General features: G+C 64.0%; 21 protein-coding genes. 12 read left to right on the top strand and 9 right to left on the bottom strand.

All coding sequences use genetic code 11. The features are described 5' to 3' along the window. Positions 1-66 precede the first annotated feature (66 nt). Positions 67-834, top strand: a complete 768-nt coding sequence (locus tag HDC35_RS04525) for an SDR family NAD(P)-dependent oxidoreductase (protein ID WP_184644176.1) — start codon at positions 67-69, stop codon at positions 832-834. A 30-nt stretch (positions 835-864) separates the two neighbouring features. Here the strand turns inward: HDC35_RS04525 and HDC35_RS04520 are convergent, their stop codons facing one another. Next, positions 865-1,575 (bottom strand): glutathione S-transferase N-terminal domain-containing protein, encoded by a 711-nt coding sequence (locus HDC35_RS04520; RefSeq protein ID WP_184644174.1) that lies wholly within the window; start codon positions 1,573-1,575, stop codon positions 865-867. A 126-nt stretch (positions 1,576-1,701) separates the two neighbouring features. Beyond that, positions 1,702-4,005, bottom strand: coding sequence for a TonB-dependent receptor (locus tag HDC35_RS04515; protein ID WP_184644172.1), 2,304 nt, complete (start codon positions 4,003-4,005; stop codon positions 1,702-1,704). Positions 4,006-4,127: 122 nt separating this feature from the next. On the opposite strand from HDC35_RS04515, the gene HDC35_RS04510 reads away from it, so the two are divergent. The 4 genes from HDC35_RS04510 to HDC35_RS04495 all read left to right on the top strand — a co-directional run bounded on the left by HDC35_RS04510 (position 4,128) and on the right by HDC35_RS04495 (position 8,789). After that, positions 4,128-4,625, top strand: a complete 498-nt coding sequence (locus tag HDC35_RS04510) for a DUF3237 domain-containing protein (RefSeq protein ID WP_184644170.1) — start codon at positions 4,128-4,130, stop codon at positions 4,623-4,625. Next, positions 4,625-5,350 carry a glutathione binding-like protein gene (locus HDC35_RS04505; protein WP_184644168.1) on the top strand — a complete coding sequence of 242 codons (726 nt, stop codon included), beginning with the start codon at positions 4,625-4,627 and terminating at the stop codon, positions 5,348-5,350. The genes HDC35_RS04510 and HDC35_RS04505 overlap by 1 nt, the downstream gene beginning before the upstream one ends. A gap of 423 nt (positions 5,351-5,773) precedes the next feature. Continuing rightward, positions 5,774-6,769, top strand: coding sequence for an SDR family oxidoreductase (locus tag HDC35_RS04500; protein WP_184644166.1), 996 nt, complete (start codon positions 5,774-5,776; stop codon positions 6,767-6,769). Between the two features lie 145 nt (positions 6,770-6,914). Next, complete coding sequence (locus HDC35_RS04495) at positions 6,915-8,789, top strand: PhoX family phosphatase (RefSeq protein WP_184644164.1); 1,875 nt, start codon at positions 6,915-6,917, stop codon at positions 8,787-8,789. 46 nt (positions 8,790-8,835) lie between these two features. Here the strand turns inward: HDC35_RS04495 and HDC35_RS04490 are convergent, their stop codons facing one another. Further along, a complete protein-coding gene (locus HDC35_RS04490; RefSeq protein ID WP_184644162.1) occupies positions 8,836-9,498 on the bottom strand; it encodes a CAP domain-containing protein in 663 nt (220 codons plus the stop codon). A 130-nt stretch (positions 9,499-9,628) separates the two neighbouring features. On the opposite strand from HDC35_RS04490, the gene ychF reads away from it, so the two are divergent. Beyond that, on the top strand, positions 9,629-10,726 hold the full coding sequence (gene ychF / locus HDC35_RS04485) for a redox-regulated ATPase YchF (RefSeq protein ID WP_184644160.1): 1,098 nt from the start codon (positions 9,629-9,631) through the stop codon (positions 10,724-10,726). 300 nt (positions 10,727-11,026) lie between these two features. Here the strand turns inward: ychF and HDC35_RS04480 are convergent, their stop codons facing one another. Then, positions 11,027-11,494 carry a hypothetical protein gene (locus tag HDC35_RS04480; RefSeq protein WP_184644158.1) on the bottom strand — a complete coding sequence of 156 codons (468 nt, stop codon included), beginning with the start codon at positions 11,492-11,494 and terminating at the stop codon, positions 11,027-11,029. A gap of 136 nt (positions 11,495-11,630) precedes the next feature. Between HDC35_RS04480 and HDC35_RS04475 the strand changes: the two genes are divergently transcribed. Further along, positions 11,631-12,536, top strand: a complete 906-nt coding sequence (locus HDC35_RS04475) for a hydrogen peroxide-inducible genes activator (protein ID WP_184644156.1) — start codon at positions 11,631-11,633, stop codon at positions 12,534-12,536. Between the two features lie 227 nt (positions 12,537-12,763). Here the strand turns inward: HDC35_RS04475 and HDC35_RS04470 are convergent, their stop codons facing one another. Genes HDC35_RS04470 through pgsA form a run of 3 tightly spaced genes read right to left on the bottom strand, consistent with a single transcriptional unit; the run spans position 12,764 to position 14,041 of the window. Next, on the bottom strand, positions 12,764-13,204 hold the full coding sequence (locus HDC35_RS04470) for a molybdenum cofactor biosynthesis protein MoaE (protein WP_184644155.1): 441 nt from the start codon (positions 13,202-13,204) through the stop codon (positions 12,764-12,766). Then, positions 13,201-13,458, bottom strand: coding sequence for a MoaD/ThiS family protein (locus HDC35_RS04465; protein ID WP_184644152.1), 258 nt, complete (start codon positions 13,456-13,458; stop codon positions 13,201-13,203). Before HDC35_RS04465 ends, HDC35_RS04470 begins: the two co-directional genes overlap by 4 nt. 10 nt (positions 13,459-13,468) lie before the next feature. After that, a complete protein-coding gene (gene pgsA / locus HDC35_RS04460; RefSeq protein WP_184644150.1) occupies positions 13,469-14,041 on the bottom strand; it encodes a CDP-diacylglycerol--glycerol-3-phosphate 3-phosphatidyltransferase in 573 nt (190 codons plus the stop codon). Between the two features lie 132 nt (positions 14,042-14,173). On the opposite strand from pgsA, the gene HDC35_RS04455 reads away from it, so the two are divergent. After that, entirely contained in the window at positions 14,174-15,469 is a 1,296-nt protein-coding gene (locus tag HDC35_RS04455) for an MFS transporter (RefSeq protein WP_184644148.1), read from the top strand. 22 nt (positions 15,470-15,491) lie between these two features. Here the strand turns inward: HDC35_RS04455 and HDC35_RS04450 are convergent, their stop codons facing one another. Together HDC35_RS04450 and HDC35_RS04445 are read right to left on the bottom strand one after the other, a co-directional pair. Then, positions 15,492-16,487: an aldo/keto reductase gene (locus HDC35_RS04450; protein ID WP_184644146.1), complete on the bottom strand. Its 996-nt coding sequence runs from the start codon at positions 16,485-16,487 to the stop codon at positions 15,492-15,494. Next, complete coding sequence (locus tag HDC35_RS04445) at positions 16,484-17,740, bottom strand: dicarboxylate/amino acid:cation symporter (protein WP_184644144.1); 1,257 nt, start codon at positions 17,738-17,740, stop codon at positions 16,484-16,486. Before HDC35_RS04445 ends, HDC35_RS04450 begins: the two co-directional genes overlap by 4 nt. Before the next feature lie 168 nt (positions 17,741-17,908). Between HDC35_RS04445 and glmM the strand changes: the two genes are divergently transcribed. The 4 genes from glmM to HDC35_RS04425 are packed head-to-tail and all read left to right on the top strand — an operon-like array spanning position 17,909 to position 21,253. After that, entirely contained in the window at positions 17,909-19,246 is a 1,338-nt protein-coding gene (glmM, locus tag HDC35_RS04440) for a phosphoglucosamine mutase (RefSeq protein WP_184645169.1), read from the top strand. Positions 19,247-19,278: 32 nt separating this feature from the next. Then, positions 19,279-19,512 carry a DUF1272 domain-containing protein gene (locus HDC35_RS04435; protein ID WP_011541267.1) on the top strand — a complete coding sequence of 78 codons (234 nt, stop codon included), beginning with the start codon at positions 19,279-19,281 and terminating at the stop codon, positions 19,510-19,512. 35 nt (positions 19,513-19,547) lie between these two features. Next, complete coding sequence (gene thiD / locus HDC35_RS04430; protein ID WP_184644142.1) at positions 19,548-20,702, top strand: bifunctional hydroxymethylpyrimidine kinase/phosphomethylpyrimidine kinase; 1,155 nt, start codon at positions 19,548-19,550, stop codon at positions 20,700-20,702. Further along, positions 20,699-21,253, top strand: coding sequence for a ribonuclease HII (locus HDC35_RS04425; RefSeq protein WP_260397595.1), 555 nt, complete (start codon positions 20,699-20,701; stop codon positions 21,251-21,253). The genes thiD and HDC35_RS04425 overlap by 4 nt, the downstream gene beginning before the upstream one ends. Positions 21,254-21,266 lie beyond the last annotated feature (13 nt).

Here is a 21,266-nt window from a genome sequence, read left to right as displayed (position 1 = left end):
CTTAGATATTTAAGTTTATCTGTCAATGTGCTTTACGGTAGCGACAAGATCGACGGGAGAGAAGAGATGGATATCAAGGGCAAAATAGCCATTGTGACGGGTTCGGCGGGCGGCATTGGCCGCGCGACCGCGGTGATGCTTGCGGAGCGCGGCGCGACGGAAATCAAGCTCGTCGATGTCAAGGAAGAGGCGCTCGACGAAACCGCGCGGCTTGTCGCGGCGAAGGGCGCGCGAGCGACGACCCACGTCCTCGACCTGGCCGATATCCCGTCGGTCGAGAGCTGGTTCGAGGCGCACGGCGACGTCGATATATTGCACAACAACGCCGGGGTCGTGTCGGGCCTGCCGCAATTTCCCGACGTCGATGCGGCGCGTATCCGCTGGATCATCGACGTCAACATCACCTCGCTCGTCGCCGCGACGCAGGTCGTTGCGCGAAAGATGAAGGCGCGCGGGGGTGGCGTGATCGTCAACACCGTCTCGACCGTTGCGCTCGGCACCGGCTTCTACGATGCGATGTACGCGACGACCAAGGCAGCGGTGATGATGTTCACGCGCTGCTGCGCGCCGCTGAAGGAAGAATGCAACGTTCGCGTCGCGGGCATGCTGCCGGGGCTGGTGGACACGCCGATCCTCGACACCACCGGCGCGGGCGGCAAGTCGGATTGGATGAAGACCGTGCTCGCGAACAACGAGGCGTGCGCGCCCGAGGATATCGCGGGCGGCGTCATGGCGCTGATCGAGGACGACGGTCTCGCGGGCGGCGACTGGGTCGCGGTGCGGCGGCTGGGCGGACAGGTCGAATATCAATGGGGCCACGCGGATACGGTCTGATTCCCTCCCGCAGGCGGGAGGGGAGATTGTTCAGCGCGTCGGCGCCTCGAGCATATTTTTCCCGAACAAATTCGACCATTGTTCCTCGGTGAGCACCGGCCGCGCGCTCGACAGGTTGGCGGCATTTTTGACGTCGGTCCCCGCGATCACCGCGGGGCGCCCGCCGATCCGCGCGAACCAGTCGGCGACGGCGGGATAATCGTCGAGCGTCAGCCCGATCGCCCGGATCGCGCGCGTCCACGGCCAGCACGCGATGTCGGCGACCGAATATTCCTCGGCCAGATAGTCCGCCTCGGCCAGCCGCCCGTTGAGTACGTGGAGCAAGCGAAGCGTCTCGTTGCGATAGCGTTCGACGGGATAGGTCTGTCCCTCGGGCGCATAGCGGATGAAATGGTGCGCCTGCCCCTGCATCGGGCCGAAACTCGCCATCTGCCACATCAGCCATTGCTGCGTCTGCGACCGGCGGCGCGGGCTCTCGGGAAGCAATTGTCCGCTCTTCTCCGCGAGGTAGAGCAGGATCGCGCCGCTCTCGAACACCGGCAGCGGCGCCCCGCCGCCGACTGGGTCATGATCCACGATCGCGGGCAGGCGACCGTTCGGGTTGATCCGGCGATATTCGGGGGTCAGATGATCGCCCTCGAGCATGTTCATCGCGATCAGATTATGCGCCAGCCCGATCTCTTCGAGCATGATGGAAACCTTGTGCCCGTTCGGCGTGGGCGTGAAATAGACGTCGATCATGCGGTGTTTCCTTCGGCGACAATCGCGCATCGAGCGCCGATGCCTAACAGGTCACGACCGCCATCGCCGCTTCCCTGTCGAGGAAAACATCGATGACGGCCGATCCCTGGGACATCGTAATCGAACCTAGAATTTGATCCCGGCCTCAACCGAAATATTGCGCGTCGGTTCGAGGTAGAGGATCGCGCGCGGAACGGGCGTGATCGGCGAGGGCAGGTTGAACGCGCTGCCGATCGTCTTCTGGTTGGTCAGGTTCTTGCCGACGAGCGCGAGGTGCCAGCTATTGTCCCGATCGGCGAGCTGGACGCGCAGGTCGAGTTTCACATAGCCGTCCTGGACGCCGAAGATCGGGCTCTGATTGTCCGAATTGAAATATTTCGACCGGCCCGCCGCGACGCCGGTAACGTCGAGCTTCAAATCCTCCGACATGTCGAAACGCGCGTGCGCGGTGACGCTGCCCGTCCATTTCGACGAATAGGCGACCGGATAGCCGGCGAGGTTGTTCGTCGCGGGGGTACAGCCTACCTGCGAGGCAAGGCAGGCCGCGCCCGGATAATCGTCATATTTGATATCCGAATAGGCGGCCGACGCGCTGATGTCGAAATTGTCGATCGGATAGAGGCTGAGCGATCCTTCGACACCCTTCGACGTCGCGGCGGCGGCATTACCGGTCAGATAGCTCGACGTTGCGGGCTGATAGACCGAAACCTGCAAATCCGTGAATTTGGTGTGATAGAGCGAGACGTTCGCGACGACCTTGCCATCGAACAGCGTTGATTTGACGCCCGCCTCGAAATTTTCCGACCGTTCGGGCTCGAAGGTGAAGGTCGCGTTGGTCGTGCCGAGCGTGTTAGACACGAAACCGCCCGACTTAGACCCACGGCCCCACGTGCCATAGATCATGACGCGCGGCGCGACGTCATATTGCAGCGTCACCGACGGATCGACATTGCCTTCGCTGATCTTGCCGACCGCGCTCGAAATCGGACGCAGGGCAAAGGGCTGGCCATTGACACCGTTCGAACCATAGGCAAGGCGCGCGGCGAAATCGCCATCCTTCTTGGTATGCGAATAACGCAGGCTGCCGATCGCGCGGAAGGCGTCGGTGATGTTGAACGTGCCCTGTCCGAACACCGACCAGCTTTCGGCTTCCTGATTGAAAACGCTGTCGATGCGGCCGAAATAGGCGCCGTCGAAGATCGGGATGCGCGGATCGGTCGGGGTCGCCCCGGGAATGGTGAGGAACAGGTAGGGGATATTGAAGCCCTGATATTGCTCCAGCGTGTAATTGGACTTGTCGTAATAGGCTCCGACGATGAACTCGAACGTCTTGCCGGTCGGCGACAACAGGCGGACTTCCTGCGAAATCTGGTCGAAACGTTCGGGGAAGGCGTTATAGACCGAATTGGCGGTAAAGGCGCCGCCGCTGTTCGGGATCGTCTGGTCGAATCCGTTGACGATCTTCGACTTGAACCAGCTGTAACCGGTGACCGAGGTCAGCGTAAAATCGCCGAGGGCGAGGTTCCCGACGCCGGAGATCATCACCGACTTGTTGTCATTGCCCTCGTCGCCCAGCGCCGACCGCTCGAGATAGCGGTTCGTCTGCGGATCCTGCCCGCTGGTCAGCGGACTCGACACGGTGATGCCGCCGATGACTTCGCGGTTCCCATATTCGACCTTAGCGGTATAATCGAAATTGGCCGACGGCTCCCATTTCAGCGTCAGGCGCAGCAACTGCGACTTGATCTCGGGATCGTCGTGATCGGTCGCCCGGTTGTAGATATAACCGTCCTGGTTGACGATCTTGTACGCGAGGCGCGCGCCCAGCGTGTCGGTGACCGGCCCCGACAGATAGCCCGAAAAATCGGTACCCTTATGGTCGAAATTGTAGAGGCCGGTGATCGCGCCCTCGAAATCCTTGGTCGGACCCGACGACACGACGCTGACGGCGCCCGCCGCGGTATTCTTGCCGAACAGGGCGCCCTGCGGGCCGCGCAGCACCTCGACGCGCGCAAGGTCGAAGAAGGGCGCCTGCGCCTGCCGGTTACGGCCGGCGTAGATGCCGTCGACATAGAGCGACACCGACTGGTCGAACGCGAAGTTCGCCGGCGGCGAACCGAAGCCGCGAATATAGATGACGTCGTTGCCCGCGGTCGACTGGACAAAGACGTTCGGCGTGTAGTTCATCACGGCCTTGATATCGCTCGTATTGAACTCGGCGAGTTTGGCGCCGCTGACGACTTCCATCGAAATCGGCACATTCTGCAGATTCTGCTCGCGCTTTTGCGCGGTCACGATGATTTCGTTGATATTGCTGTCATCGACCTCCGCCGAGGCGGCGGGGACCGTCTGAGCGATCGCCGGCGCGACATTGGAAAGCATCGCGATCGCGGCCACGCCGGACAGCAGGAACTGGTTATGCGCCTTCATCTTCACCCTCCCATAGAGCTTGTTGTCGCCGGTCCCGGAATGGCTCCCGATCCGTCAATCTGATTGACCCTTAGTATACTAATTGTTTTATGCTTGTCCATAGTCAGGAAGAGGATTCGATTATGGCCGAAGAATATTCGCATACGCCGCTGGCGACCCGTCACCTTTGTACGGCCGAGTTCGAAGTGGGCGGGGGGATCATCGGAATCGGTGCGTCGCCCTTTGGCGACCAGCGGCTCGGCTATATTGGCGGCGGTCGGTTTTTCGGTCCCCGGATCAACGGAATAGTCCTGCCGGGGGGCGGAAACTGGTCGCGCAGCGGACGGCTTGGCGAGGGTGCCTCGGTCGGGACATTCGACGCCCGCGCCGTGTGGCAGACCGACGACGGCGACCTCATCTATCTGAGCTATACGGGTCGCAACATCATCCCTGACGATGTGCGGGCTACCTTTGCCGATGCGACCGTGCCCGACGCCGATCCGTCGCGCTATTATCTGCGAATCGCCCCGGTGTTCGAAACCGCGAGCGAGAAATATGGCTGGCTCAACGGTGTGCTCGCCGTCGGCGTCGGCGAGCGCACCGATTACGGCGTGCGCCATGTGATCCACGAGGTCTTGTGATGATCGATCTACATTATTCGGCGACGCCGAACGGGCAGAAGATCGCGATCATGCTCGAGGAAATCGGTGAGCCCTATCGCGTCATTCCCTACGACATCTTCGACGGCGACCAACTGACCGCCGCGTTCGGGCGCATCAATCCGAACCATAAATTGCCCGCCATCGTCGACCAGGATCCGGTGGATGGCGGCGACCCGGTGACCGTGTTCGAATCGGGTGCGATCCTGCAATATCTTGCCGAAAAGAGCGGGCGCTTCCTTCCTGCGTCGGGCGCGCCGCGCGCGGCGGTGCTGTCGTGGCTGACCTGGCAGGTCGCGGGGCTGGGGCCGATGGGCGGGCAGGCCAGCCACTTCCTCCGTTACGCTCCGGCGGGGCAGGACTATGCGATCGACCGCTATACGAAGGAACTCACCCGTCTTCTCACTGTTCTCGAAAAGCGCTTGGAAAAGAGCGCCTATGTGGCGGGGGACGATTATAGCATCGCCGACATGGCGATCTGGCCCGGTCGCGCTTCGGCATTCGTCATGGGCTTGGGGCTCGACGAATGGCCCGCGATGCGCCGCTGGTTCGAACTCGTCCGCGAACGGCCTGCCGTCGCGCGCGCAATGGTGCGCGACGATCTGAAGACGCCAGCCAAATATGTCGGACGGCGCCAAAAGCTCGACGACAAGGAATGGTCGAACATGTTCGGCGACGCGAACCGGGCGGCGGTGCGGGGGGATTGAGGAGAGGGCGGCTAGCGACCGATTGCGGTCCTTAATCCTCCCTGTGGCGAAGCCATGGGGGGGGCTGACTGTAACCGCTCCCCACCCCATACCCGCCATCCGCGAGGCGAAAAAAAACGCTGTCCTACATTATCCGGCTGTGCCAGCCTTCGTCCCGGCTCTTTCTCCATGTAAGCAAAAGCGGGCGTTTCCCGGTTTGCGGATGCGGACAGGAACCGGGCGCGGCATGTCCGCAGGGCGCGACAAATGGGGGCTGCATAGGGCTGACCTTTCCTGACCTTTGGAATGACTGCGAAGCCGCCGCGCCAACCGGATCACCGGCTCGGTGCGCGGTAATCGAAGACCAGGTCCGCTTACCACTCCAAAGCCGATTTGGCTGCTCGCCCGAACTAAGGCATGATGGCGCCGAAAGGAGCCTTCTCCATGCCCGACCGCTGTCACCCCAGCCGCCGCGACCTTATCGCGGGTGCCGCCGCCATCACCGCCGCCGCCCCTGTCTTGCTTCATGCTGCCATCCCCGCTTCGTCACCATCACTCACCGGCCGCACCATCCTCATCACGGGCGCATCGAGCGGTTTCGGTCGGATTGGCGCGCTCCTCTATGCCCGGGCTGGCGCAAAGGTGATCGCGACGATGCGCAACATGCCGCGGCCCGAAGCCGAGAGCCTTGCCGCAGAGGCCGCCAAGGAAAAACTCGACCTCCATATCGTCGAAATCGACGTCACCGACGATGCCTCGGTCGCGAGCGGGACCGCAAAGGCGCTCGAACTCGCAGCCGGACGCATCGACACCTTGGTCAACAACGCAGGCATCGGCATTACGGGCCCGGTCGAGGTCCAGGACTTGGAGGCGACGAAGCTGATCTTCGACACCAACGTCCTCGGCATCCAGCGCATGCTCCGGGCGCTGCTGCCCCAGATGCGCGCCGCGAAGAGCGGACAGGTGTTCAACATTTCGTCGCAGCTCGGCCGGGTGATCGTGCCCGGGGGCGGCCATTATTCGGCTACCAAATTCGCGGTCGAAGCCCTGTCGGAACAGCTTGCCTACGAACTGGTACCGCACGGCATCGACGTCACGATTATCCAGCCCGGCGGCTATCCGACGAAGGTATGGGTCAACCGCAACATTTATACCGGCGCACTCAAGGGCCGCAGCGACGCCGCGCTGCTCGCCGCTTATGAATCCTTTACCCGCGGCATGGGAACCGAGGATGGCAGCGGCCGCAACGCCGACCCCGCAGACGTGCCGCGCGCCATCGCGGAGATCATGGCGATTCCCGCTGGCAAGCGCCCGCTGCGCCGCGCGGTCCATCCCGGTGCCAAACCGCAGGAAGCGATCAACAAGGTCGCAGCCGAGGTCCAGCTGGCATGGCTCGGGAACTCCCCGCTGGGCCCACTCGTCAAGGCTGTACACGACTGACTGGACGGTCGCTGCAACAAGACCGTCACAAGAGTCCCATTCTCCTGACTTGGTGAAGCCATCGCGCTGACACCTGCCTCTGCAATCGGTGCGCCGCCTCCCCCGGATATCCAGTCCGGGACCCAACCGAAAACAGGGGAACTGCATGTCACATCTTACCGACGAAGCCCGCGCGCCTTATCGCGGCGAAACCGACGTTGTTCCCGGGCCCGATAGCCTGGAAGCCATTGTTGCGGAAAACCCCTCGCGCCGCTCGCTCCTCCGCGGCGGCCTTTTCGGTCTGTCGGTTCTGCCGGCGATGGCGCTCGCTGCGTGCGACGACACCAGCGGCGATCCCACCGTCACGCTGCCTACCCCCACCCCGACGCCGACTCCCACCCCGACGCCCACGCCGCCGAGCTTTGCCGTTGCCTTCACAGCCGTCGCGGCCAACCAGAACGACACCGTGACCGTTCCCAACGGCTACACCGTCGACGTGCTGCTGAAAGCGGGCGATTCGGTCGAGGCCGGCACGCCCTATTCGGGCAGCTTTCCCTCCAGCCCTGCCGTTGCCGAGAAATGGGCCGGCGGCAATCATGACGGGATGGAATATTTCGCCCTGCCCAACGTCGACGCCAATGTCGGCGGCCTGCTGGCGATGAATTATGAATATCCCGATTTCAACATCCTGATGGACAATTACGACCCCGCAACCGCCAGCGCCGACCAGAAGGCGATCGCGCTGTCGGCGGTCGGCATCGGGGTTGTCGAAATCGCCAAGGGCAGCGACGGCAAATGGACGGTCAAGGAAGGATCGACCTACAATCGCCGCTACACGGGCAACAGCAGCTATCGCGCTGGCGGCCCCGCCGCGGGCCTCCTGTCGGGTTCGATCAAGGGCATGCTCAACAATTGCTCGAGCGGACGGACGCCGTGGGACACCTATCTGACCTGCGAAGAAACCACCGACAATTATCTCGACCCGACGCAACCCGAAGCCAATTACGGCTGGGTCGTCGAAATCGATCCGAGGCGCGAGCTGGCGCAGCCGACGAAACGCACAGCGATGGGACGTTTCAGCCACGAAAACGTCGCCTTCATGTCCAGCAGCGACCGCCGCGTCGCCTTTTACATGGGTGACGATTCGACCCCCGGCTGCATTTATAAGTTCGTTCCCGACCGCGCCTGGAGCGACACGAATCGCGCTGCGAACACGGATCTGCTCGACTATGGCACGCTCTATGTCGCGCGCTTCAACGGCGACGGCACGGGCGAATGGCGCGCTCTGGTCGTGGGTCAGAACGGCCTGACCGCGGGGGCGTCCGATCCCGGCAATGTCAGCCAAAGCGAGACGCCGCCGACGCCGACGACGGTCGATTTCAACAATCAAGCCGACGTGCTGATCAAATGCCAGCAGGCGGCGCGCGTCGCGGGCGGCACTGTGATGGACCGTCCCGAATGGCTGACCGTCGCGCCCGACAACAGCGCGATCTTCTGTACGCTCACCAACAACAGCGGCCGCCGCGTCACCGATCCGGCGAACCCGCGGATCCGTAACCTTCACGGCCATATCATCAAATTCCGTGAAGAAGGCGATTCGCCGCTGGCGACAAGCTTCAGCTGGGAAATCTTCCTGACCGCCGGCGATCCGTCGCTTTCGGCAGGCGGCAGCAACCTCGTCGGCGATATCAACGGCGATACCTTCTCCAGTCCCGACGGCCTCCGCATCGATCCGCAGGGGCGCATGTGGATCCAGACCGATCACAGCGTTCCGGGCAACTCAGGCGTTCCGGGTACGACGATCGACGGCACCTTCGGCCATAATGCTATGTTCTATGTGGATCAGACGACGAAGCAGTCGAAGCGGTTCCTAGTCGGCCCCGTCGGCTGCGAGATCACCGGTCTTGCCTATACGCCCGATCTCACCACCTTCTTCGTCAACATCCAGCATCCGACGGGAGACTGGCCGGTCGCTGGCGAAAAGCCGCGTTCTTCGACGATCGTGGTGCGCCGGACCGACAACCAGCCGGTCGGCAACTGATCGCGCCGGGCCGGCCCTCTTCCGGGCCGGCCCCGCCATCCTTGCTTCAGTCGGCTTTCGTCGCCGCTCGTTTGGGCGGAGGCGGCGGCGATCCGTCACGGGTCTGCGACATGAGCATCACGCACATCGTCCGGTGTACCGGATGTCTGCCGCATGCGACGCCTGCATATCGATGCAACGGACGCAACAGGCTGTGACGATGTCCGCGGTCGGGCACGCCGTCGTCGATGAGCAGCTGGTCGACAACCCCGGCGGGCGTGTGGTGCCCATAGGTGATGACTTCGTTGACATAAGGACCGCCGCCGCGCGCCCGCATCCGTTCACCGGGGCCGCTTCCTCTCGTATAATGGCCGACGGCGCCCGATCGCGACTGGACCGCGACATGGTCAGCGGCCGCCCGCGCCAGCGCATCGCTCCATTCCAGCGTCGGCAACGGTTTTTCGCGCCTGAGGTCGCGGATCGCCTCATCGACCGCTGCGACGCCCTCGCGCGTCATGATATCGATTTCGCTGTCGTCGTCGCCGATCAACAGCTTGCCCTCGAACCGCGGGCGATAGTCGGCGAGATATTCGGCAAAGGCGGCAGGGTCGCTGCGAAAGCGGTTGAGTTCGACGAAAACACCTTCCTCGAACCGGTCGGGTGCGGCGACGGCGGCGGGCGCGCCGATCGCGACGAAGAAAGCAGCGGCGAGTAGGAAGCGCGGCGTCATGTCGGCGCGATAAGGCCGCAAGTCTGAACGGCGCGCAACGGCAAAGGCTGGCATCGAACGCGACTTGGCGCTAGGGGCGCAGCAACAGTGGCGCCGCGCCTAATCGCGCGCCGAATCTCACGGAGTTTGTATGGGTTTCAAATGCGGGATCGTCGGCCTGCCCAACGTCGGCAAGTCCACCCTGTTCAACGCGCTGACCGAAACTGCGGCGGCGCAGGCGGCCAACTATCCCTTCTGCACGATCGAGCCCAATATCGGCAATGTCGCGGTGCCCGACGCGCGCCTCGAAAAGCTGGCCGCGATCGCCAGCAGCAAGAAGATCATCGCGACGCAACTCGCCTTCGTCGACATCGCGGGCCTGGTGCGCGGCGCGTCGAAGGGCGAAGGGCTTGGCAACCAGTTCCTCGGCAACATCCGCGAGGTCGATGCGATCGTCCACGTCCTGCGCTGTTTCGAGGATGACGACATCCAGCATGTCGAGAACAAGGTCGATCCCGTCGCCGACGCCGAGACGGTCGAGACCGAGTTGCTGCTCGCCGATCTCGAAAGCCTCGAAAAGCGCGTTCCGGCCTTCGCCAAAAAGGCGGCGCAGGGCGACAAGGAAGCAAAGATCGCCGCTTCCGTGCTCGGCCAAGCGCTCGACCTCTTGCGCGACGGCAAGCCCGCGCGGCTGGTCGAACCCAAGGATGACGAAGAAGCTCGCGTGCTGCGCACGGCGCAGCTGCTGACCTCGAAGCCCGTTCTCTATGTCTGCAACGTCGACGAAGGCAGCGCCGCGAACGGCAACGCCTTCTCCGAAAAGGTCTTTGCCAAGGCCTCGGCCGAGGGGGCGCAGGCCGTGGTCGTATCCGCCGCGATCGAAAGCGAGCTGGTGACGATGGACATGGCCGACCGCATGGAATTTCTTGCCGAAATGGGGCTGACCGAAACGGGTCTCGCGCGCGTCATCCGCGCGGGTTACGAACTGCTCCACCTCATCACCTTCTTCACCGTCGGCCCGCAGGAAGCGCGCGCCTGGACAGTCCACACCGGCGCGACCGCACCCGAGGCCGCGGGCGAGATCCACAGCGATTTCCAAAAGGGTTTCATCCGCGCCGAAACGATCGCCTATGACGATTATGTCACCCTGGGCGGCGAAGCGAAGGCGCGCGAGGCCGGCAAGCTGCGCGCCGAAGGCAAGGCCTATGTTGTCCACGACGGCGACGTGATGCACTTCCTCCACAGCTGATTCGACCCGGACATTCCGCCGGTTCACGGCATAAGGCCACAAAAGCCCCGCAAGCGCGCACCCAGATTGTGTCTTTTGTGGCTTTAAGCGGACGCGATGCTGCCATGCGCATCGAAAATGTCTCCTGTGCCGCATTAGGCAGAGGGGCGGAATATTGACACGGTCAAAGAGCCAGTCATGTGCTGGCATATCAGAATAATGTAGGAAAGCTCGGTTTCGAGTGTCTCTAGCTCGGCTTTGAGGTGGTGAGCTGCGCCTTCGGGAACCCCGGCGAAAGCCGGGGCCCAGTTGCGACCGGTTTCAGCAACTGCATTTCGCTTTCGCCGTGCGCTTCGGTGCCGTCGTCGCGAACTCCGCGCGCGTCAGATCGCCCGACTTGTCGCCATCGGCCTTGGCGAACCGCTCCCCGGTCGCGACCGCCCATTCCTCGAAGGTCAGCAGATTGTTGCCGTCCCTGTCGAGTTTGCGAAACGCCGCGGTGCGCGACGACATCAGCTCGACACGGCTGATCCGTTCGTTGCGGTCGCGGTCAAAGCGGTTGAAGCGCCGTTCCTCGCGTGAGGCCTCCTTTGCGGCGGGCAAGGCCGGCGGCGCAGGCCCGCGCTTGGGCGCGTTCGCGGCCGCGACGGGGATGGCGGGCAAAGCGGGCGGCGGATCGGGCAGCACTGCCTCCTCGGCGACCTGCGTATAGCCCTTCCACAGGAACAGCCCGCCAGTCAGCAGCAGCGCGCTCGCCACGCCACCGATCAGAAATCGCGAAACCGCCATCCGCCCCTCCGCGCCGGTTGATCGGCCATAGCTATCACGGCGCGTGAGCGGGCGCCAACAAACGCCGCCATAATGGCTGCGAATTTTGATCGACCGACTTGTTCAAAATCGCAGCGTCAATTGCTATATCCGATCAATGCACAATTACCTCCCTTCGCTGAAGCAGATGCAATATCTCGTCGCGCTCCATGAGCACGGCCATTTCGGTCGCGCCGCCGACGCGTGCAACGTCACCCAATCGACGCTGTCGGCGGGGATCCGCGAACTCGAAACCCTGCTCGGCCAGACGCTGGTCGAGCGTACGCGCCGCGTCGTCCGCTTCACGATGCTCGGTAACGCCATCGTCGAAAAGGCGCACCGCGTGCTGCGCGAGGCCGAGGAACTCGCCGACATGGCCGCCGCCGCGTCAGCACCCCTCGTCGGCGAACTGCGCATGAGCGTCATTCCGACCATCGCGCCCTTCCTGCTCCCCGGCCTGCTCCCGCGTCTGCGCAAGGAACGTCCGTCGCTGAAGCTCTTCCTCCGCGAAGAGCCGAGCGCACAGGCGTGCGAATCGCTCCACCACGGCACAGTCGATTGCGTGCTGCTCGCGCTTCCCTATGCCTGCGGCGACGTGGAGAGCGAGAAGCTGTTCGACGATGCGCTTTTCGTCGCCTTCCCCGGCGACCAGAGCGAGGATCTTCCCGCTATGGTCAGTGCCGACCAGATCGACCCGGCGCAGATGCTGATGCTGGAGGACGGGCATTGTCTGAAGGACCATGTCCTTGCCGCGTGCAACCGTCCCGAACTGCGCGCCGGCGCACGGATGATGGGCACGTCGCTGCACACGCTTGTCCAGATGGTCGACAATGGGCTCGGTATCACGATGCTGCCGCAAATGGCGATCGAGGCGGGAATCCTCGATCATACCGATATCGACACGCGTCCACTCGATTCAGAGCATGACTGGCGCACGATCGCGCTCGTCTGGCGCAAAGGCAGCCCGCGTGCCGACGAATTCCGCCTGCTCGCAGATATATTCCGCAAGCATCAGGCGAATTAGGATTCCCAATATTCGTCAGAAAGCGAGCGGAAGCTGTGGTTAAATCCTCCCTGCGGTGAAGCCGTGGGGAGGGGGACCGCCGCCGCAGGCGGTGGTGAAGGGGCCACGACGGTAGCGCAACAGCCCTCCGTCGGTGCTTCGCACTGCCAACCCCCCATCGCTGCGCGACAGGGAGGAGCTTAGGCAGTTCCCCACCCCGAAGCGGCGCTCCGCCATCGACTGCTAGCCTAATCCCACCGCTCCGCGCGGCGCAGGTCGCTTCCACGCTCCTCGACCCACGCCACCCGGCCGTCGGCAAAGCTCTCGCGCTTCCACAGCATCACATCGGTCTTTAGCCGGTCAATCAGATATTCGACCGCCGACAGCGCCTCGGCGCGGTGTGCGCTGCTCGTCAGCACCAGCACGATCGTCTCGCCCGGCGCCATGGTGCCGACGCGGTGGACAAGTGTCAGCGCCGACAGCTTCCAGCGATCGGACGCGGCGTGGGCGAGCGCGGCGAGTCCGGCCTCGGTCATTTGGGGATGATGTTCGAGGAACAGCTCGGCCAATCCATCGTCGCCGCGCACGCGCCCGATAAAGCTCGCGCTTGCGCCATGCCCCCCCGCATCGTGCAGGTCGAACTCGGCAGCGATGTCGATCGCCGCCGATTGGACCGAAACGCGGATCATCCCCCCGTCACCGGCGGGAACAGCGCCACTTCGCGCACGCCGGCCAGCGGCGCGCCGCGTCCGCTCATGTTGCCGTCGATCGCAGCACGGATACGGTGCGGCTCGGCGAATGCCAGCGCGCCGCGCTCGTCGCGCACCGCCAGCCACGCGATCAGCGCGCCAAGGTCGCCGACGTCGGCAGGCAAATCGACCATCTCGTCCGCCACGCCCATCCGTTCGCGGACCCACGAAAAATAAGCGATGTTCAGTGCCATCGTCCCGGCCTCAATCCATATGCTTCAGGCCGACGCGCAGATAATCCCAGCCGGTGATCAGCGTCAGCACCGCGGCGCCCCACAGCGAGGCAAGACCGATGGTCTTGATCCAGGCCATCGTGGGCAAGGCCCCCGCGAGGATCAGCGCGCCGAACGCAACGAGTTGGAACGTCGTCTTCCATTTCGCAAGCTGCGTCACCGGCATCGACACCTGTAGCGTCGCGAGGAATTCGCGCAGACCCGACACGATAATCTCGCGCAGCAGGATCATCAGCGCGGCGATGACATGATAGCCCGCGATGTCGCGCGTGAAGACCAGCAGCAAGATCACCGCCGCGATCATGATCTTGTCGGCAATCGGGTCGAGGAAGGCGCCGAGTCGCGACACGATCCCGCGCGAGCGTGCAACATAACCGTCAAAATAGTCGGTAATGCCCATCAGGCAGTAAAGGCCGAAAGCCAGCGCGTAGTCGATCGCCAACGGCTGGTGCGAGCCCGCACGCACCCCGGGCCAAAGAAGGAAAAGCAGGATGGGAACCGCAAGGATCCGCGAAAGGGTCAGAATGTTGGGAAGGCTCAGCATGATCCCCGTCGATATAGGCGGTCCAAAATGATCTTTGACCCTGTCCGCCCTAGCCGATAAGCCCCCCGGGCGACAACCATATTGCCCGCGACCTGCGTGCTGACCGAACTAGTTTGAAAGATTGGACCACGCATGACCGGCTCCTTTGCGCTATTGAAGCAACGCCGGTTCCTGCCCCTTTTCGTCACCCAGCTCCTCGGCGCGTTCAACGACAATCTGTTCAAGAATGCGATGGTGCTGTTCGTCGTCTATGGCGTGTTCAACGACGAAGCCTCGGAAACCTTGTTCAGCGCGGTCGCGACGGGGCTGTTCATCCTGCCCTTTTTCCTGCTCTCCGCGCTCGCAGGCCAGCTCGCCGATACGCGCGACAAGGCGCGGATCATCCGCATCGTCAAATTCTGCGAAATCCTGATCATGCTCGTCGGCGGGCTCGGGCTCGTCCTGGCGTGGATGGGATTTGCGGTGCATCTGATCGCGATCCCGCTGATGATGCTCGCGCTGTTCGCGATGGGCATCCACTCGACCTTCTTCGGCCCGATCAAATATGCGATCCTGCCGCAGCACCTGAAAAGCGACGAGGTGTTGGCCGGCACCGGGCTGGTCGAGGCGGGCACCTACATCGCGATTCTCGCGGGCACGATCCTCGCCGGCGTGATCGACGTCGAATGGGCGGCGCTCGGCGTCGCGCTCGTCGCGGGCCTCGGCTACTGGACCGGGCGCAAGGTGCCCCCCGCTCCGCCCGAGCATGAGGAAACGGGGATCGACTGGCACATCATCCGTTCGTCGGTGGCACTCGTCCGCGGCACGATGCACATCCCGCGCCTCTATCTCGCGATCCTGTCGATCAGCTTCTTCTGGACGATCGGCGCGGTGCTGTTCATCCAGTTTCCGCCGCTGGTGAAGAATATCCTCCACGCCGACAAGAGCGTCGCCAGCCTTTTCCTCGCGATCTTCTCGATCGGCATCGCAATCGGTTCGATCGCGGTGAACCGCCTGCTCAAGGGGCAGGTATCGGCGCGCTACAGCCCCGCCAGTGTCGTCGTCATGGGCGTCTTCGTCGTCGCCTTCTATTGGGTGTGCCGCAACTGGGAACATGACCCGTCGGGCGTGATGTACGGGATCGAAGGCTTTCTCGGCCATGCCGACGTCATCCCGCTGCTCGTCGCGCTGCTCGGCATCGCGATCAGCGGCGGCATGTTCGTCGTTCCGCTTTATGCCTTCCTGACCACCACCGTCCCCAAGGACCAGACCGCACGCACCGTCGCCGCCAACAATATCGTCAATTCGGGCGCAATGGTCGCGGGCTCACTGCTCGCGATGGGCCTTGGCTTCGCCGGGGTCGGCGTCGTCGACCAGCTGCTGATGAGCGCGGCGATGTGCCTGATCTCCGCCTGGCTCGCGGTCAAGCTCCACCGCGCCTGCGACTGACCCTGTCGCAAAAGGTCGGCGGTTAGAGCCGTACCATCCGCATTCCGGTCTCGCCATAACGCGGACCGTTCGTGGCGCCTTTCGGTGCGGCTGTGTCGATCGCGGCCAGGTCGTCGGCGGTCAGCGCGATGTCGGCGGCGGCGACGCTGTCCTCCATGGTTACGCGGCGTTTGGTCCCGGGGATGGGGACGATGTCCGTTCCCTGCGCGAGCAGCCAGGCGAGCGCGACCTGCGCTTTCGACACACCGTGCCGGTCGGCAACCGCGCCGATTGCATCGACGATCGCAAGATTGGCAGGGAGGTTTTCGGCCGAATAGCGCGGGTCGTTCCGCCGCCAGTCGCTCTCGGGCAATTCGTCGCGACTGCGTACCGCGCCCGCGAGGAAGCCGCGGCCGAGCGGCGAATAGGGGACGAAGCCGATGCCATGCTCGCGGCAGGCGTGGAGGATATCATCCTCTACGTCACGCTCCCAGATCGAATATTCGCTCTGCAATGCGGTGATCGGCGCGGCGCTGGCGGCGCGGCGGATCGTCTCGGCGCCGGCTTCGGATAGCGCGATGTGGCGGACCTTGCCTTCCTTCACCAGCTCCATCATCCCGCCGACGGTTTCCTCGATCGGGACCGACGGATCGACGCGGTGCTGGTAGAAGAGGTCGATCGTGTCGACGCCGAGCCGTTGGAGCGAGCCTTCGCACGCCGCGCGGGCATTGGCGGGCGATCCGTCGACGCCGGTGATCTGCTTGCCTTCGAAACGGAAGCCGAATTTGGTGGCGATGACGAGGCCGTCGCGCTTGCCGCGAATCGCCTGCCCAAGTAGTTCCTCGTTCGAGAAAGGGCCATAGATTTGCGCGGTGTCGAAGAAGGTGACGCCAAGATCGATCGCGCGGTGGATCGTCCGCGTCGATTCGCCCAAGTCGGCTGCCTCGCCATAAAGGATATTGCCGCCCTTGATCATTGGCATACAGCCGATGCCGATCGCCGATACTTCGAGGCCGTGGCCGAGCTTGCGATACTTCATGCGCTATCTCCTGCTGCTGCGGGGGCTTCGGCTTCGACACCGTCGGCGGCATATTTGGTCGCCGCGACGTCGCCGATCACATTGCCGATCGTCCGGAAAATGTCGGGAAAGGTCTCGACCGCGACGAGCAGGCCGAGCGGCGCGACCGGAACGCCCATCGACACCGCGATCGGCGCGATCGAGGTCACGAAGCTGATCGAGCCCGGCAGGCTGACCGACGAAAGCGCCGCCGCCATCGCAACGAGCAGGCCGACCGCCATTTCCCACGGGGTCAGCTCGACCCCGAACAGCCAGGCGACATAGACGACGACGGCGAGGTTCATCGCAGGGCTGGTGAAGCGGAACAGGGCGACGGCAAGGGGCAAGACGACGTCGGCTTTCTTGGGATCGACGCCGAGCTCTTCCGACGATTTCAGCATCGCGGGGAGGCTGGCGAGCGAGCTTTGCGTGCTGATAGCAACCGCGAGCGTCGGGATCATCGCGCGAATGAAGCGCGGGACGGGGATGCCGGCGACGAGCCACGCGAGCAGCAATCCGAGCAGGATGCAGCTGGTGCCGACCGCCGACAGGATCAGCACATAATGGATAAGCCCGCCGAAGGCCGCGACCCCGGCCTTGACCGCAAGTGCATAGCCCAATGCGAAGACGCCGATCGGGGCGAGCGCGAGCACCCAGCCGATGACGATCAGCATTGCGTCGCCTAGTGCCTTGAACAGGCCGGACAGCGTCGCGCGCTGCGGCGGTTCGAGCCGGGTGATCGCAAAGGCGAAGATGGTGGTGAAGACGATCAGCGGCAGGATCGCGGTTTCGGCGGCGGCCGCAATGGGATTGGTCGGGACCAGCGAAAGCAGGAAGTCGCCGAAGGTCGGCGAAGGCCCCGCCTCCGCCGTGCCGCCGAGCCCGTGACGGAGCGCCTCGGCGGCGCCGGGCGACAGCGGAAAGAGCCGGAGCAGCAAAGGGGCGAGGAGCAAGGTCATCAGCCCGGACAGGAAAATCGCGCCCAGAAAGGTCATCACCGCGCGGAAAGCGAGCCGGCCCGCGCGTGCGGCGTCGGCGGTCGCGGTGATGCCGGTGATCAGCAGCGCGACGACGAGAGGGACGATCGTCATCTTGAGCGCATTCAGCCAGAGCAGTCCGACAGGTTCGATCCAGGGGAGCGACGCCGCGGCGGCGGCGGGCGAGGCCAGTTCGACCGCAATCCCCAGCAACATGCCGGCGACGAGCGCCGAAAGGATGAACCAGGCGGATTTCAAGACGGATTCTCCCGGCGAATTTTATGGTCAGCTTGCCAAGCAAAAGAGGGTGACATAGAGCACCTCCGGAAAGAAGTGGGAACCGGTTTTTGGGCCAGGAAGGTCTCCGAAGGGACCAGCGCGGCCAGCCGGGGGCGGTCTGTTCGACCCGGCTTAGGTAGCAGAGGTATCATGCGCAAGTTTTTCGGAACCGACGGGATTCGCGGGCTGACAAATCAGATCCCGATGACGGTCGAAGTTGCCATGCGCGTCGGCATGGCGGCGGGCGCCCATTTCCTGCGCGGTGACCACAAGCATCGTGTCGTCATCGGCAAGGATACGCGCCTGTCGGGCTATATGCTCGAAAATGCGCTCGTCGCGGGGTTCACCAGCGTCGGGATGGACGTGGTGCAGGTCGGCCCGATGCCGACCCCTGCGATCGCGATGCTGACGCGCTCGATGCGCGCCGACCTCGGCGTCATGCTGTCGGCAAGCCACAACCCCTATTATGACAATGGAATCAAATTGTTCGGGCCCGATGGATACAAGCTGTCGGACGAGGATGAGGCGCAGATCGAATATCTGCTCGCGCAAAACCCGCCGCTCGCCGACCCCGCGCACATCGGCCGCGCAAAGCGCATCGAGGATGCACGCGGGCGCTACATCCATGCAGTGAAGCAGAGTCTGCCCGAATCGATCCGCCTCGACGGGCTGAAAATGGTACTCGATTGCGCCAACGGCGCGGCGTACAACAGCGCGCCGACGGTGTTTTGGGAATTGGGAGCCGATGTGGTCGCGGTGGGCATTTCCCCGAACGGTACCAACATCAATGACAAATGCGGGTCGACCGCGCCCGCGCTGCTGCAGGAAACGGTCGTCGCGAGCGGTGCCGACATCGGCATTGCGCTCGACGGCGATGCCGACCGGCTGATCGTCGTCGATGAAAAGGGCACGATCGTCGATGGCGACCAAATCATGGGCCTGATCGGCGCGAGCTGGGCGCGACAGGGGCGGCTGAAAGGCGGCGGCGTCGTCGCGACGGTGATGTCGAACCTCGGCCTCGAGCGCTTCCTCGAGGGCGAAGGGCTACGGCTCGAACGCACGAAGGTCGGCGACCGCTATGTGCTCGAACGAATGCGCGAGGGCGGCTTCAATGTCGGCGGCGAACAGTCGGGCCATATGATCCTGTCCGACTATGCAACGACCGGCGATGGCACGCTTGCCGCGCTGCAAGTCCTGGCGGAGCTGGTGACCGCAGGAAAGCCGGCGAGCGAATTGCTGCACCAGTTCGACCCGGTGCCGCAGCTTTTGAAAAATGTCCGTTTCGCGGGCGGAAAGCCGCTCGACGACGCGCAGGTCCAGGCGGCGATTGCGGAAGGCGAAGCGGCGCTGAATGGCCGCGGGCGCCTGGTGATCCGTCCGTCGGGCACCGAGCCGCTGATCCGCGTAATGGCCGAGGGCGACGATGCCGGCGAGGTCGAGCGCGTCGTCGATATGATCTGCGACGCCGTGCGCGCGGCGGCGTAAATGACAGTATTTGAAAATGAAAGAGAGTCATCATGCTTGAGATGCGACCCGATTGCGAACGCTGCGGACGCGATTTGCCCGCCGATATCCATGGCGCCTTCATCTGCTCGTTCGAATGTACATTCTGCGCGAACTGCGCTGACAAGCTCGACGAACGCTGCCCCAATTGCGGCGGCGACCTGCTCGACCGTCCGCTCCGCGAAGGCGCGGCGCTGGCTAAATTCCCTGCGTCGACCGAGCGGCGGCATCCGGGAGCGAGAGGCTAGGCTGTGATATCGGCTCCCATCGACGGAGTTGTTCCATGACCGCCCGCGTGTTGATTATCGCTGGCTCGGACAGTGGCGGCGGCGCAGGCATCCAGGCCGATATCAAGGCGGTCACGATGCTAGGCGGTCATGCGATGACCGCGATCACCGCGATCACCGCGCAGAATACGCTGGGGGTGCAGGGCGTCCATCCGGTTCCGGCCGCGATGGTGCTGGCGCAGATCGACAGCGTGGCGTCGGACATCGGCGTCGACGCGGTGAAGATCGGTATGATCGGCAGCGCCGAGATCGCGGCGGCGGTCGCCGACCGGCTGGCGCATCCCGATCTCGCGGCGGCGGGACTCGTGTTCGATCCCGTGATGATTGCGACCAGCGGATCGGTCCTGGCCGACGATGCGACGATCGCGGCGTTCAAGGCCTTGCTCTATCGCGCGACGGTCGCCACGCCCAACCTGCCCGAACTCGAAGCGCTCGGGGGGGAAGAAGCGGTGCTTGCGCACGGCTGCTCGTTGCTCGTCAAAGGCGGGCATGCCGAGGGCGAGACGATGATCGATCGATTGCTGGAGGCCGGCGAGGGGGAGGTCGCGCGCTGGGAGGCACCGCGGATCGATACGCCGCACAGCCATGGTACCGGCTGCACGCTGGCAAGCGCGATTGCGACCGGGCTGGCGCAGGGCATGCCGCTGGAACCCGCGATCGCGCGCGCGCGCGATTTCGTGCGGCTGGCGCTGCACGATGCGCCGGGGCTGGGGCAGGGGCACGGTCCGATGGGTCAGCAGTTTGTGCGCAACGACGGGCTGTTCACCGGCCCCGCGCTCAACCAGATCACCTTGCCCGCGAACGACTATGCGGCGTCGGTCGCTTTCTACAATCAATTGGGGCTGACAAAGATCGTCGACAGTCCCGGCAATGGATATGCGCGGTTCGAGGCGGCAAACGGAGTTACCTTGTCGATCCATGTCGGCGACGGTGGCGGCGACGAAGCCGCGGGCGGCGTGACGACCTATCTCGAAAGCGGGGCTCTCGATGCGTGGGTCGCCTATCTGGCGCGGCGGGGCGTGCGTTTTGACCAGATGCCGAAGGACGAAGAATGGGGCTGGCGCGAGGCGCGGCTGACCGACCCTGCGGGCAACCGCCTTTGCCTCTATCAGGCGGCCGAATATCGGAGATATCCGCCGTGGCGTATTTGACGGTCGGCGTCGACGAGGCCGGGCGCGGGCCGCTCGCGGGGCCGGTCGTGGCGGCTGCGGTGCTGCTGTGCGAGGGCGGGATCACCGGGCTGGACGATTCCAAAAAACTGACTGCGAAGCGGCGCGGCGAGCTGGAGGTCGAGATCAAGGCGCGCTGCCGCTGGGGCGTCGGCGAGGCGAGCGTCGCCGAAATCGACCGCATCAACATTTTGCAGGCGACCTTCCTCGCGATGAGGCGCGCGGTGGAGGCGCTGGGATTCGATCCGCATGAAGTGCTGGTTGACGGCAACCGATTGCCCAAATGGCGTTACAGTGCGCGCGCGATCATCGGCGGCGATGCGCTGCACCCCTGCATCTCGGCGGCGAGCATCCTGGCCAAGGAACATCGCGACCGCTTCATGGCCGCGGTGGCGCGCGATTATCCGGGCTTTGGCTGGGAGACCAATATGGGCTATGGCACCGCTCATCACCTCGCGGCGCTGCGAAAGCATGGACCGACGCCGCATCACCGCGCCAGTTTCGCCCCGGTTGCGCAACTGACGCTGATCTGACGGGCGGGAGAGG

The organism is Sphingopyxis sp. JAI128, assembly GCF_014207235.1.
GTDB lineage: Bacteria > Pseudomonadota > Alphaproteobacteria > Sphingomonadales > Sphingomonadaceae > Sphingopyxis.
Note: the sequence above shows the minus strand (reverse complement) of the source record. Positions and strands in the feature narration are given on the sequence as shown.

Bases quoted from the DNA above. Each gene is read 5' to 3' on its own strand.
- HDC35_RS04525 (WP_184644176.1), top strand. From the start codon at position 67: ATGGATATCAAGGGCAAAATAGCCATTGTGACGGGTTCGGCGGGCGGC.
- HDC35_RS04520 (WP_184644174.1), bottom strand. From the start codon at position 1,575: ATGATCGACGTCTATTTCACGCCCACGCCGAACGGGCACAAGGTTTCC.
- HDC35_RS04515 (WP_184644172.1), bottom strand. From the start codon at position 4,005: ATGAAGGCGCATAACCAGTTCCTGCTGTCCGGCGTGGCCGCGATCGCG.
- HDC35_RS04510 (WP_184644170.1), top strand. From the start codon at position 4,128: ATGGCCGAAGAATATTCGCATACGCCGCTGGCGACCCGTCACCTTTGT.
- HDC35_RS04505 (WP_184644168.1), top strand. From the start codon at position 4,625: ATGATCGATCTACATTATTCGGCGACGCCGAACGGGCAGAAGATCGCG.
- HDC35_RS04500 (WP_184644166.1), top strand. From the start codon at position 5,774: ATGCCCGACCGCTGTCACCCCAGCCGCCGCGACCTTATCGCGGGTGCC.
- HDC35_RS04495 (WP_184644164.1), top strand. From the start codon at position 6,915: ATGTCACATCTTACCGACGAAGCCCGCGCGCCTTATCGCGGCGAAACC.
- HDC35_RS04490 (WP_184644162.1), bottom strand. From the start codon at position 9,498: ATGACGCCGCGCTTCCTACTCGCCGCTGCTTTCTTCGTCGCGATCGGC.
- ychF (WP_184644160.1), top strand. From the start codon at position 9,629: ATGGGTTTCAAATGCGGGATCGTCGGCCTGCCCAACGTCGGCAAGTCC.
- HDC35_RS04480 (WP_184644158.1), bottom strand. From the start codon at position 11,494: ATGGCGGTTTCGCGATTTCTGATCGGTGGCGTGGCGAGCGCGCTGCTG.
- HDC35_RS04475 (WP_184644156.1), top strand. From the start codon at position 11,631: ATGCACAATTACCTCCCTTCGCTGAAGCAGATGCAATATCTCGTCGCG.
- HDC35_RS04470 (WP_184644155.1), bottom strand. From the start codon at position 13,204: ATGATCCGCGTTTCGGTCCAATCGGCGGCGATCGACATCGCTGCCGAG.
- HDC35_RS04465 (WP_184644152.1), bottom strand. From the start codon at position 13,458: ATGGCACTGAACATCGCTTATTTTTCGTGGGTCCGCGAACGGATGGGC.
- pgsA (WP_184644150.1), bottom strand. From the start codon at position 14,041: ATGCTGAGCCTTCCCAACATTCTGACCCTTTCGCGGATCCTTGCGGTT.
- HDC35_RS04455 (WP_184644148.1), top strand. From the start codon at position 14,174: ATGACCGGCTCCTTTGCGCTATTGAAGCAACGCCGGTTCCTGCCCCTT.
- HDC35_RS04450 (WP_184644146.1), bottom strand. From the start codon at position 16,487: ATGAAGTATCGCAAGCTCGGCCACGGCCTCGAAGTATCGGCGATCGGC.
- HDC35_RS04435 (WP_011541267.1), top strand. From the start codon at position 19,279: ATGCTTGAGATGCGACCCGATTGCGAACGCTGCGGACGCGATTTGCCC.
- thiD (WP_184644142.1), top strand. From the start codon at position 19,548: ATGACCGCCCGCGTGTTGATTATCGCTGGCTCGGACAGTGGCGGCGGC.